Annotated in this window: 5 protein-coding genes; 1 reads left to right on the top strand and 4 read right to left on the bottom strand. The window is 69.9% G+C overall.

The features are described 5' to 3' along the window. Positions 1–132: 132 nt before the first annotated feature. The 4 genes from ACFWPQ_RS45520 to pulA all read right to left on the bottom strand — a co-directional run bounded on the left by ACFWPQ_RS45520 (position 133) and on the right by pulA (position 10,770). A complete protein-coding gene (locus ACFWPQ_RS45520; protein WP_189260591.1) occupies positions 133–288 on the bottom strand; it encodes a VenA family class IV lanthipeptide in 156 nt (51 codons plus the stop codon). A gap of 49 nt (positions 289–337) precedes the next feature. After that, on the bottom strand, positions 338–3,091 hold the full coding sequence (lanL, locus tag ACFWPQ_RS45515; protein WP_384049215.1) for a class IV lanthionine synthetase LanL: 2,754 nt from the start codon (positions 3,089–3,091) through the stop codon (positions 338–340). A gap of 590 nt (positions 3,092–3,681) precedes the next feature. Beyond that, a complete protein-coding gene (locus tag ACFWPQ_RS45510; RefSeq protein ID WP_384049212.1) occupies positions 3,682–5,304 on the bottom strand; it encodes a SpoIIE family protein phosphatase in 1,623 nt (540 codons plus the stop codon). A 99-nt stretch (positions 5,305–5,403) separates the two neighbouring features. Next, complete coding sequence (gene pulA, locus ACFWPQ_RS45505; RefSeq protein WP_384049209.1) at positions 5,404–10,770, bottom strand: pullulanase-type alpha-1,6-glucosidase; 5,367 nt, start codon at positions 10,768–10,770, stop codon at positions 5,404–5,406. Positions 10,771–10,960: 190 nt separating this feature from the next. Between pulA and ACFWPQ_RS45500 the strand changes: the two genes are divergently transcribed. Next, the gene (locus ACFWPQ_RS45500; RefSeq protein WP_384049206.1) at positions 10,961–13,036 is read left to right on the top strand and encodes a carbohydrate-binding module family 20 domain-containing protein; all 2,076 of its coding nucleotides are present in this window, start codon (positions 10,961–10,963) and stop codon (positions 13,034–13,036) included. Positions 13,037–13,154 lie beyond the last annotated feature (118 nt).

The raw sequence follows: 13,154 nt of genomic DNA, 5'->3' as shown, positions 1-13,154 counted from the left end.
GCTGGGGGGGGTGGCGGGTGGGCGGGGCCCTGGCCGGGGGGGGGTGTGCGGGGTGCCTCCCGCCCCCCGGGGCCCCGGCGCCGCCGCGGGCGGGGCCCCCCCCGGGGTCCCCCCCCCGCCGGAGGTTCTCGGCTAGGCGCAGCTGATGCCCACGCAGACCGTGTTGAGCAGCGTCAGCAGGCCGACGCACGCACACGTCCCGGAGAACGATGCTCCGTCGAAGTCGACCGGGTCGGTCTCCGGAAGGGCGTGCAGCTGGGCCAGCAGCTCGAGGGCCTGGTTCTCCATGACATTCTCCTTCTGTGAGCGGTAAGCGACAGGGGGGTTTTCCTGCCGCTCAACCCGGCTGCTGGACAGTCCAGTGCCGGGAGTCGGTGTGGCGCGTCCTCAGGAGGAACGCCAGGATTCCCGCGGACCCGTCGCTCCAGCTCGTCGAGACGTCCCCGTACTCGTTGGGGAAGACGACGTGGGCTGCGCGGTGGGCGCGTTCGGAGACGATGAGGCGGGCCAGGTCCTCGGCCGCCGCCCGGTAGGCGGGCTCTCCGGTGGCCTCGGCCATGTCGAGGAGGAAGTCGCCGTTGCCCGCCAGGCCGTGGCACTGGGTGAGGGCGGCCCGGGAGGCGCGCTCCACGACGGCGTGTACGGCGCCGCGGGCGAGATCACCGAATCGGCTGTCCCCGGTCCGCTGCCAGAGCCGGACCAGGAAGGAGCCGATGCCCGCCGAGCCGTGGCACCAGTACGGGGCCGTGGGCGGGTCCGTGGCCTGGGCCGGCCACTGGGCGGCCCGGCCGACCGGCACCGCGTTGGCCACCAGGTGCTCTCCCGCCGCCAGGGCCAGTTCCAGGTGTTCCGGCCGCCCGGAGACGGCCGCGGCGGTGAGCAGGAAGCTGCCGATGCCGGCCGATCCGTGCGCGAAGCCCAGGTAGCGTTTGCCGGCCTCCTCGGAGACCGCTTCCGCGGGGACGGGCCAGCTCACGCCGGACGGTTCGGACTGTGCGGCGGCGGCCAGCCGGTCGGCCGCGTCGACGACCAGCTCGGCCAGGCGCGGGTCGTCGGTACGGCGCCACAGGTGGGCGGCGGCGAGTCCGCTGCCCGCGGTGCCGTGGGTGATGTCGTGGCTGGGCGTCGGTTCCAGTGGCGCCAGTGCGAGGGCCAGCGCGTGGTCGGTGAGCGTGCGGTCGTCGATCGCACGTCCGGCGTCGTACAGCGCCCAGGCGATGCCGCGGCCGCCGAAGTGCAGGCCCGGACGGACGGAGCGGGTGCCGGTGCGGGCCACGATCCAGTTGCCCGCGGTGGAGATCAGCTCCGGCAGGCGGGGGTCGCCGGTGAGCTCGAAGTACCGGGTCAGGACCGCCAGTACGCCTGCCGCGCCCTGCTGCACGGTGCACGGATCGGTCTCGCCGGCCATCGTGGACACGGGCCACAGCCGCCGGTCGTCGTGCGGGGTCATCGAATCGACGAGGTGGTCCACCATCCCGGTGACCGCTGCCCGCGTCGCCGTGTCCGGATCACCCGGATCACCCGGATCATTCGGATCGGCCAGATCATTCGGATCGGCCAGATCATTCGGATCGGCCAGATCAACCCGATCAACCGTGCGCGCCGGCCCGGCGGCGGTCCGCCTCGGCAGCACCGGGTCCGCACCGCGCAGAGCCGCACGCGCCCTGGCAGGGTCCCAGCGCCCGCCGGGATCGTCCTTCATCAGCCCGAGGAGCATCTCGGCCAGACCGTCCGGCAGCCGCAACGTTTCCGCGCAGGCGGCGAGCCACTCGGCGAACCGCTGTTCCGCGGGCCTGGTGGCCGGTTCCTCGGGCAGCAGGTTCGGTACCTTGCCGGCGAGTACGAAGCACACGGTGGCGCCGAGGCTGTAGTAGTCGGCCGTCGGGGAGACCGGGGCGTCCGCCAGGCGCTCGGGGGCGCTGAAGCCCGGGGTCCCCACCCGGGTCGGGAGCGGGACGTCGTCCTCCAGGACGGCGAGCTCCAGGTCGATGAGGCGCAGTTCCCCGTCGGGGCGGACCATCACGTTGCCGGGTGTGAAGTCCCGCAGTACGCAGCCGCGGGCGTGGGCCGCCGCGACCAGCTCCACCAGGCGGCCGGCCTGGGCGAGCGCGTCCGCCCGGTAGCGTTCGCTCCCGACGTCACGGAAGCGCTCGGCGACCCAGTTGCGCAGGGGCATGCCCGGCACTTCCTCCTGGGCCAGGAACAGGTGCCCGCCCGTCTCGAACATCGCGAGCGGCTCCGGGGCCAGTCCGGTGCCCTTGAGCTTCTCCAGCGTCCTGGCCTCGGCCCGCAGCCAGTCACGGACGTCGGCGCCGGACGCGTCGCCCTCGACGTGCGGCCGGGCCTCCTTGATCACCACGGGTGCGCCCGTGGTGACGTCGGTGCCCCGGTAGACACCGCCCTTGTTGGTGTGCCGGATCGCCTCCCGTACCGAGAACCGGCCGCCGAGCAGCACCGGGCTGCTCGGCGCCTTCTCCCGGCGCGGTGGCAGCGGCACCGCGGCGGGAAAGGGGCTGACCGCCCAGGACGGCGGGGAATACTGCCCGGTGCGCTTGTCCTCCACGGGATTGCCGTCGGGATCCTCGATGAACCAGACGAGCAGACCCTGGTCGGAAAGCCGCCGCCGGCCCACGAAGGCGCCGTAGCGGTAGTGCACCAGACTCTGCGGCGCATAAGGCTGGTCGGACAGGATCCGGGGACCGGCCAGTCCCTCCGTGGCCCGGTGCAGCGCCAGCGCCAGTCGTGCGGCGTCGGCGTCGGAGGACGGGTATACGGTGATGAACTTGCCCGAGCTTCCTCGTGGCGTGGCGCGGGAATTGAGCGCGCCCACCTGTTCGAGCGACCGGACGAACTTGAATCCCGACTCCTCGCGCAACAGCACGTCCAGTGCCTTCTCCAGCACTTCCGGCGCGGACGCGGCCGTCGCGGAAACGTGCAATTTCCAGCCCTGCCGGCGTCGCATGCCGGACTCGTGTGTGAGGCGGCACCACATCTCGTCCGCGTGGGTCGTCCAATGCGCGTCGGCGTCCGTGGTCTGTAACGCCCGGCGGAGCAGAATTTCGAGATCGATTCCGGTTGCGTGGCTCGTCATACGTGTCCCTCTCAACGGCGAGAACCGCTGGTTGGAATATCTCTTCGGCGAGAAGAAACGTACAACAGGCGCCTGCCGAGCGTCACTTTATTCGGCGAGCGCACGGTGTTGCACCGGCAATGGGCGGCGCAGTCCGGCGCAAATAAAGGCGTATGAGAAGCGCCGCACCGGCCAAATAATCCACGCGTTCGACCACATCGCAGACTACACCCGGGAAAGAAAAACAGTGTGCACCAATTAACTCTGAATCAAATCGTGGTGAGAAAGAGAGATTCAGGAGCCCCACGGCGACCCGCCGACCTCAGATCTCCCAGCGAATCCCGTGCACTTGACGGCAAGGAGTGCCGCTCCCGCCCTCTTTGTCCGCCGGTCCATGAATTCGATCTAGCAGTGAATCGACCACGAGTGGTGACAGCCATGGCCATAGCGAACGCAATCGACGCGGAATATCCCGTGCCGTTTCGTTCCCGCTTTTCGAATCCGCCCGCTTCCGCTCGGATCTGCTCGATTCCGTCATGGCGCCCATCGGCCTGCCTTGATCGGACACCTCAAATCCGTTGCAGGCAAGGCGAGTTGAGACAGCGGCCCCGCTACTTCGCCAGGCTCAGCGCCAGCAGGGCGACGTCGTCCTCGCGGTCCCGGCCGAAGCAGGCGAGGAGGGTGTCGCACAGGGCCTCCAGGCCGGGCAGGGCACCGCAGGCGGCGGCCCGGAGGTGTTCCATCGAGATCGCGAGGTCGGTGCCGCGGGTCTCGATCAGGCCGTCGGTGACCATGAGGAGCCGGTCGGTGGGTCCGAGGACCAACTCGGTGGGCGGCGGGTGGGGCAGGCCCACCCCCAGCAGCGGACCGGACGCCTTGACGTACTCGGCGCTGCCGTCGTCGCCGAGTATCAGCGGCGGGATGTGGCCGGCGTTGGCGACGCGGGTGCGCCCGGTCGCCGGGTCGATCAGGGCCAGGCAGACGGTGGCCGTGACGTCGGCGTGGTAGTGCTGGAGCAGCCGGTCGAGGCGGTCGGCGAGGGCGGCCGGGTCGCTCTCGGTGAGGCAGTAGGCGCGCAGCGCGTGCCGGAGTTCGACCATGACGGTGGCCGCGTCCAGCGAGTGCCCCACGACGTCCCCGACCGCGGTGAGCACCCCTTCGCCGACCCGCAGCGCGGCGTAGAAGTCGCCGCCGATCTCGGTCTCCTGGGAGGCGGGTTCGTAGCGCACCGCTATGTCGACGCCCGGCAGTTCGGGCAGCTGGTGCGGGCGGGGCAGGAAGCTGTGCTGGAGGGTGAGCGCGACACGCCGCTCCACCTGGTACATCAGCAGGGGCTCGGCGGCGAGCGCGGTGGCCTGGGCCAGCTGGGCCAGCAGCGCCTCGTTCTCGGGGTCGACCCTGCGCTGCCCGCGGGTGGGGGTGGCCAGGCACACCGGCACCTTGCCGTCCTGGGTGAGGACCAGCGTGAGCCGGGCGTCGTGCTGCACCCCGGGCCGGAAGAACCCGGTGGGCCACAGCGGCGCCGGCACGGTGGTGATCCGGACCCCGGACTGCCCGCGGGTGAGCCGGCGCAGCAGACCGGCCACGTCCCGGTGGGCGCCCTCGTCCGGCAGGGCGAGCGAGGTGCGCTCCCGGTACAGGCCGCGGTACAGCTCGTCGTCCTGGTCGAGGACGAAGACGGCGGCCGGGCAGCCGAGGAGGCGGGCGGCGCCGTCCGCGGCGGCGTCGGCCAGTTCGGGCAGCGAGCGGGCCGCCTGGATGGTGACGATCGTCTCCGACAGCAGTTTCAGGCGCCGTACCAGTGCCTGGTCGTCGGCGCGCAGCCGGGCGGCGCGCACCGCGGCCCGGACCGCCGCCTCGATCTCCTCCGGCTCGGCGGGCACCGTCAGATACGCCTCGGCCCCCGCGTCCAGGCCCGGGCAGCGGTCCGCCGGGGCGGTGCGCAGGGCCGAGAAGTGCACGACGGGCAGACCAGCCATGTGCGGCCGCTCCTTCAGCCGACGGCAGAGCTCGAAGCCGCTCATGTCCGGGAGGTTCACGTCGACGAGGGCCACGTCGGGCAGGACGCCCTTGCGCAGCCGTACGTCGAGCTCGGCGAGCGCCTGCCGGCCGTCGGCGACCACGACGACCTGGTGGCCGGCCCGGCGCAGGACGGTGCCCATCGCGTACCGGCTCGCGGGCTCGTCGTCCACGACCAGCACGGTCGTGTCTGTCAGCTTGCCGTTGACGTCCATGCTCCCAGCCCCTGGACAACACCGGTAGGGCAGTGCCTGGAGGCACCCCCGGCGGTGGCCGGGGGAATGCCGGGCCTGCCCCACCGAGTCAGGCCGCGGTCACGTGGTCCGGGAGAACACCGCCACCGTGCGCCCCGGAACCTCGAACGTACCCGTTTCCCGCTCGTACGATGCCGACTTGACGACGGAGTCCTGGCCCGACGCCTGCACCGGGTGCAGCCGGTAGCCGGTTTTGGCCAGGGTGCCCACCCGCTGCTCCTGCCGCTCCGGGCTCGCGTTGAACACGACGACCAGGTCCCCCAGCGCCATGGTGATCACCCCGGGCGTCTCGTCCTTGCCGGAGAGCGGGAAGGTGAGCGCCGACTGCACCCGCGCGGCCGTGCCGAGCGAGAACGCCTTGTCGGTCGTACGGATCTTCAGCAGGTCCTGGTAGGCGGCCGAGGCCCCGTCGATCTGCGGGCAGCCGACCTGCACCGAGGTCAGCAGCGGCTTGGCGTAGGGCCACTTGGACTGGTTGTCGGCGGCCGTCGGCAGCCCGCGGCCGAAGCCGTTGCCGTCGGCGCAGTTCCAGTGGATGGCGTTGAACCAGTCGCCGCTGTCGAAGGAGTTGCGGTCCAGGGACTTGGAGCGCAGCAGGTCGGTGCCGGCCTGGGAGAGCGAAGGCCCCTGGGAGAGGGCGGCCGTGGCCATCGCCAGGACCTGCATCCGGGCCCGGTCGGAGGCGGAGGTACCGGCCGGCAGCTTGTACGTCAGCGCGTCGAACAGCGACTCGTTGTCGTGCGCGTCGACATAGGCGAGGGCGTCGCCGGGCGCGTCGGCGTATCCGGCGGGCGAGCCGTTGTAGTCGATCTCGGCGCCGGTGACCTCCTTGCCGTCGGTGTCGGTGAACCGGTACTTGGCGAGGTTGCCGGTCAGGCCGACCTTGATCAGATCCTGGTAGTGCAGGAGCCGCGCCTTCTGCTCGGCCGGAGTGCCGTTGGCCGTCGAGGAGTTGGGGTCGGTGTAGAGGCCGGACGCGAAGCCCTGGATGCCGGGGTCGTCGTCGAAGGGGCTGCCGCCGCGCACCGCGTCCCGGGCCCGGTCCGAGAAGGTGGCGATGCCGGTGCCGGCCATGTTCTGCTGCGTGGCCTGCACGAACCGGGCGTCGTCGGCGACCTCCCCGAAGTTCCAGCCCTCCCCGTACAGGATGATCTTCTTGCCGTCGACGCCGTCCTTCTTCAGGGTCAGCGCGTCGAGCGCCTTGCGGACCGCCAGGATGTTGGCCTTCGGGTGGTGGCCCATCAGGTCGAAGCGGAAGCCGTCGACCTTGTACTCCTTCGCCCAGGTGACGATCGAGTCCACCACCAGCTTGCCCATCATGGCGTTCTCGGGCGCGGTGTTGGCGCAGCAGGTGCTGTTGGCGACGCTGCCGTCGGCGAGCAGCCGCTGGTAGTAGCCGGGCACGATCCGGTCGAGGACGCTGGTGTCCGCCTCGCCGCTGGCCGCCGTGTGGTTGTAGACGACGTCCATGACGACCCGCAGCCCGTCGTCGTTGAGCGACTTGACCATCTTCCGGAACTGGACGGTACGCGCGGTGCCGTCCGGGTCGGTGGCGTACGAGCCCTCGGGGACCGTGAAGTGGTACGGGTCGTAGCCCCAGTTGTAGGCGTCCTTCGCGGCGACCGCCGAGACGCACGCCTGCTGCTGCTCCGAGTCGGCCGGGTAGGAGGCGAGATCGCAGGCGGGGCTCGCCTGGTCGGCCTTCTTCTCGGGCACGGTGGCGAAGTCGAAGGCCGGGAGGAGATGGACGTACGAAGTCCCGGCCTTGGCGAGGGCCTTGAGGTGCCGGGAGCCGTCGCTGTTCTTGTCGGTGAAGGCGAGGTAGGTGCCCCGGTCCGCGGCCGGGACCGTGGCGTCCGCCGCGGAGAAGTCCCGGACGTGCAGCTCCTGGATCTGGGCGTCCTTCATCGGGACGGCCTTGGGCTTGGTGTACGTCGACCAGCCGCCCGGCGCCAGGGACTTGTCGTTCAGGTCGACGACCAGGCTGCGCTCCGAGTTCGCGGTGAGGGCGACCGAGTAGGGGTCGGTGACCTTGTTGGTGACGACCTTCCGGACGCTGGGCGCCCAGACCTTGACGACGTACCGGTAGGGCTTGTTCTTCCAGGACGCGGGGCCGGTGACGGACCAGACGCCGGTGGCGGGGTCGCGGTGCATCGGCTTCACCGCGCCGTCGAGTTCGAGGGCGACGGACTGCGCGGTCGGCGCCCAGACGGAGAGGGTCGGCTTTCCGTGGTGGAAGACCGGGCCGAGGTCCGCCGTCGTGGCCTTGGCGTACACGTCGTCGAGGACGCCGGCGATCTGGACACCGGTAGCGGCCAGCACCGCGCCGTTGGCGGCCCGCTGGGAGGCGACGACCTGCCCGCCGAGCGCCTCGCGCACCCGGTCCCGGTCGCGCGCGTCGACCGACCAGGCCGTGTAGTCCTTCAGGTACGGGAACTTCGCCTTCTGCGCGTCGGTGAGGGTGGTCTTCGTCAGCCGCAGCCACCGCTCGTCGTCGCTGGTCAGCGTCCCGTCCTTGACGGCGATCGAACCGTCGCGGGAGTAGACCAGCTGGGTGGAGACCGCGCCGTCGGCGCCGTTCCAGGCGACCGTGTCCCGGTCGATCCAGACCGCCTTGGAGGTGGTCAGGTCGAGCGCGGCCGCGCTGCCGGCGGGCTGCGGGAGCAGGTACTTCTCCTGGCCGTTCAGGAGCCACACCTCGTAGCCGTTCGACTTGAGGTCGAGCGACTGGTCGGCGGCGAGGTCCTTCTCGTCGCCCTTGTGGATGATGTAACTGAGGCTGGTGGCGCCGTCGGTGAGCGGTACCTCGAAGACCGCGCCGTAGGCATCGGTCCGCACCGGCTGCAGGGGGCTCGACCAGTCGGTGGGGTTCGCGGCGCCCGTCCAGACGTGCAGGCCCCAGCCAGCGTAGTCCCCGTCGGCGCGGTGGTAGTGGATGACCGCCTTGGTGGTGTCCTGGGCCGGGTAGTCGGGCCTTGTCGTGAGGACGTCCGCCTTCCCCTGCTCGATCCAGACCTCGCCCGTCTTCGTGACGTCGATGGAGCGGTCGGCGGAGACGTCCTTGTTGCCGTCCTTGTCGACGACGAGGAAGCCGACGTTCGTGGCACCGGGCTTCAGCTTGACGTAGGCGAAGGCGCCGTACGCGTCACGGCCGGTGAAGGGGTGGCCGGCGGGCCAGGTGGTCGCCTCGCCGTCGGCGAGGTCGCCCCAGGCGTACAGACCCCAGTTGTCGTAGTCGCCGTCGGTGCGCTTGTAGTGGACGACCGCGTAGTCACGGGAGGAGGCGGTGGGCGTCTCGGCGGCGGGCGGGGTGCCGGAGGCGCTCTCGGCGAGCGCGCTGCCGGTGTGCCCGGCGGAGTCGACGACGACCGCCTTGTAGCGCAGGGCGGTGCCGGCCGGGACGTCCTCGGCGAGGGTCTGGGTGACCTTGTAGGGGGCGTGGTCGGCGGAGCCGAGGGTGGTCCACTTCCCGTTGCCGACCTGGGCGGCGAAGACGACGCGGTTCAGCTGGCCGCCGGTGACGTCCGCGGTGAGGTCGACGGTGCCGGTGGCGCCGGCGGCGGGGGCCTGGAGGGTGATCGTCGGGGTGGTGGCGGGCTGGGCGAGGGGGCCGGCCGCCTTGTAGACGACGGCGGACTCGGCGGGGACGGTGACGGTGAGCTCGGCCGAGCCGTCGGAGGTGAGGGTGCCGTCGGTGCCGTAGACCGCCCGGTAGCGCATACCGGCGGACCCGGTCGCGAAGGTCGCCGTCTGTGCCGTGCCGGCGTTGTTGAGGGCGACGACGTACTCCTGGCCGGTCTTCGCGTCGGTCCGGGTGAACGCGTAGATTCCGGCGCCGTCGGCCGCGTGGCGCTCGGTCTGGACGCCGTCGGCGAGGGCGGGGTTTGCCGCGCGGAGCTTGCTCAGAGCACTGATCTGCTTGTAGAGCGGCGCACTCGTGTCGTACGAGTCGTCGGCGGCGGTCCGGTCGGTGCCGATCTCGTCGTCGTCCAGGTAGTCCGCGACCTTCGACGCGAACATCGTCTGCCGGGCGTCCTTGTCCCCGCCGGACCCGGTGAAGCCCTGCTCGTCGCCGTAGTAGACGACCGGGTTGCCCCGGCTGAGGAACATCACCTCGTTGGCGAGCCTGTCCTTGGCGAGCAGTTCGGCGTCGGTGGCCTTCGGGTTGTCCTGTTCCAGGAAGTACCCGATCCGGCCCATGTCGTGGTTGCCGAGGAAGGTGACCTGCTCGTAGGCGTTCGCCTTGTCGGTCGTGTACTTGTAGTCGTCGCCGAAGACGCTCGACAGCTTCTGCGCGCTGCCGCCCTGGGAGGCGTAGGAGCGGGCCGCGTCCTGGAAGGGGAAGTCGAGGGTCGCGTCGAGGCGGCCCTGGGTGACGTACGGCGAGGTGACGGACGTGTCGGCGGAGTACGTCTCGCCGAACATGAAGAAGTTCTTACGGCCGTGCTGCGCCGCGTACTCGTCCAGCGCGGTCGCCCACTGGGTCCAGAACTCCATGTCGACGTTCTTGACGGTGTCGATCCGGAAGCCGTCGATGGCGAAGTCCTTCACCCACCGCTCGTAGATCTTCTCCATGCCGCTGACGACCTCGGGCCGCTCGGTCCACAGGTCGTCGAGCCCGGAGAAGTCGCCGTAGGTCGCGGACTCGCCGGCGAACGTCGAGTCGCCCCGGTTGTGGTACATCGTCGGGTCGTTGAGCCACGACGGCACCTTGCTGTCGCTGGTCACGGTCGGGGTGCGCGGGAAGGAGGCCGTGTCCACCGAAGGGAACTTCTTGCCGCCGGCCGCGTAGTCCGCGTCGTCGAACGGCTCCCCGTCCTTGGTCAGGTAGGGGAAGGCACCTTTGGAGAGGTAGTCGTACGACTTCTCCTCGTAGTCGACGACGTCGGCGGTGTGGTTGGTGATGACGTCGAAGAAGACCTTCATGCCCTTGGCGTGCGCCTCGGAGATGAGGGTCCGAAGGTCCTTGTTGGTCCCGAAGTGCGGGTCGACCTGGGTGAAGTCGGTGATCCAGTACCCGTGGTAGCCGGCCGAGGCGTTGCTCCCCGTCCCCTGCACGGGCTTGTTCTTGAAGATCGGCGCCATCCAGATGGCGGTGGTGCCGAGCCCCTTGATGTAGTCGAGCCGGTTGGTCAGGCCCTTGAGGTCGCCGCCCTGGTAGAAGCCCTTGTCGGTGGGGTCGTAGCCGGTGGAGAGACGGGAGCCGGTGAGGCCGCCCTTGTCGTTGCCGGTGTCGCCGTTGGCGAAACGGTCCGGCATGACGAAGTAGAACTGCTCGCGGGTGTCGTCGTGCCGGGCGGGCGCGGCGGCGAGCTTCGCGTCGGAGGGCGGCGCGGGCGGGGCGGCGGCGTGTGCGGCGACGGGCTGCACGAGCGCGGCGGCGAGGGCGGCGACGGCGACGGCCGCGACCCGTCTGACATGTATCACCGGTGTGAACTCCTAGCGATAGCGGCTCTCTTGGGGTCCGACCCGGCGCGACGGTATCGCTAACGAAAGGTTTACAGCAAGAGGCTTGAAACTCACAGCAAGAACTTTCACGAGGCGTATTGACGCGTTGTATCAACTGGCCCACGCTCCAGGGTTGTTGAAGCCTGTCCCTCCTGCTTCGGAGCCGCACATGACCGGACACCGACCCCCGGGTGTCTTCAGACGCACGGCCGTCGCGATCGCCGCGGGCGCCCTGGCGCTCACGGGCGTGATCGCCCTGCCGGCCACCGCCGCGCAGGCGGACACCACCGCCAAGGGCGATGTGATCGCCAACCTGTGGGAATGGAACTGGAACTCGATCGCGTCCGAGTGCACGAACGTGCTCGGTCCGGCCGGGTACGGCGCGGTGCAGGTCGCGCCGCCCTCCGAGTCCCTCAAGCAGTCCAACTACTACTGGTGGGACGTCTACCAGCCCTACTCGTACACCCTGAACAGCCGCTTCGGTACGGCGACGCAGTTCGCCGCGATGATCACCGCCTGCCACACCGCGGGCGTGAAGGTCTACACCGACGCGGTGATCAACCACACGGCCGCCCAGACCGGCACCGGCTACAACGGCACCACCCTCACCAGCAAGTACGACACCCCGGACTGGGACCCGAGCGACTACCACACCTCCGCCGACTGCCCCACCTCCGACCTGACCATCCAGGACTACTCGAACCTCACCCAGGTCCAGAACTGCGAACTGCTGGGCCTGCCCGACCTGAAGACCAGCGCGGACAACGTCCGTTCGGGCCTCGCGGCCTTCCTCAACAAGCAGATCGCGCTGGGCGTCGACGGCTTCCGCGTCGACTCGGCCAAGCACATCCCGGCCACCGACATGGCGGCCATCGTCGCCAGGCTGAACACCACGACGTCCGGCGCGGCGCCGTACGTCTTCGACGAGGTGTACCCGGGGTCGACCCCGCAGCCCAGCGACTACTACGGCTCCGGTGACGTCCTGGACTTCACCTACGCGAGCAGGATGAAGTCGGCCTTCCAGGGCAACGTCTCCGACCTGTCCTCCCTGGAGAGCAGCGGCATCCTGCCCGCCGCCAACTCGGTGTCCTTCGTGACCAACCACGACACCGAGCGCAACGGCCTGCACATGAGCTACAAGGACGGCGACAGCTACAAGCTCGCCAACCTCTTCGAGCTCGCCTACAAGTGGTCGACACCGACCATCTACTCCAGCTGGCAGTGGACCCAGAGCGACCAGGCGCCGCCGAACTCGTCCGGCTTCGTCACCGACACGAACTGCTCCAGCGGCTGGAACTGCCTCGACCGCGACACCGCCGTCGTCGGCATGGTCGCCTGGCACAACGCGACCGGCAGCGCCGCCGTCTCCGACTGGTCGACCAAGTCGTCATCCGTCATCGGCTTCGGCCGCAGCGGCGCCGGCTTCTTCGCGGTCAACAACGGCTCGTCGTCGGCCACCTACACCTTCGCGACGGGCATGGCCGACGGCACGTACTCCAACGTCATCGACGGCGGCGCCTCCACGGTCACCGTCTCCGGCGGCAGCGCGAGCATCACGATCCCCGCGAAGGACGCCGTCGCCTTCTACAACTCCTCCTACACCTGCACCGTCGGCTGCGACGACGGCGGCAGCGGTGGCGGTGGCTCCACCTCCACGGTGACCGCGACCTTCAACGAGTACGCGTCCACCACCACCGGCACCAACGTCTACGTCGTCGGCTCCATCGACGCCCTGGGCTCCTGGGACACCTCGAAGGCGATCCAGCTGTCGTCCTCCGGGTACCCGATCTGGTCGGGCGCGGTGAACGTGCCGATCAACACGTCCTTCACGTACAAATACATAAAGAAGGACAGTTCGGGCAATGTGACCTGGGAGTCCAACGCCAACAGATCCGCCTCGAGCGCGACTTCGGCGGTCTCCCTCAACAACTCCTGGAACGTGGCGAACGCCGACGCCACCGACGTGACCTTCAACGAGTACGCCACGACCGACTGGGGCACCAACGTCTACGTCGTCGGCTCCATCGCCTCCCTCGGCTCCTGGAACACGAGCGACGCGATCCCGCTGTCGTCGGAGTCGTACCCCACGTGGCGCAAGCTGGTGATCGTCCCGAAGAGCACCGCCTTCACGTACAAGTACGTGAAGAAGGACAGCTCCGGGAACGTGACGTGGGAGTCGGGCACGAACCGCTCCTACACGACGGGCACCTCCTCCGGCTACACGACGAGCGACACCTGGAAGTAAGCCCGGAAAGATTGTCTCGGCCCGGCGCGAACAAATCCGCGGGGGCGTGCATCGAATCTCGTGTACAGCAGCAGAGGACGGCACGGGGCGCACACCGCGCCCCGTGCCGCAGGACACG

This window comes from Streptomyces sp. NPDC058464 (genome assembly GCF_042721035.1).
Taxonomy (GTDB): domain Bacteria; phylum Actinomycetota; class Actinomycetes; order Streptomycetales; family Streptomycetaceae; genus Streptomyces.
This window is presented reverse-complemented; position numbering and strand designations above follow the sequence as displayed.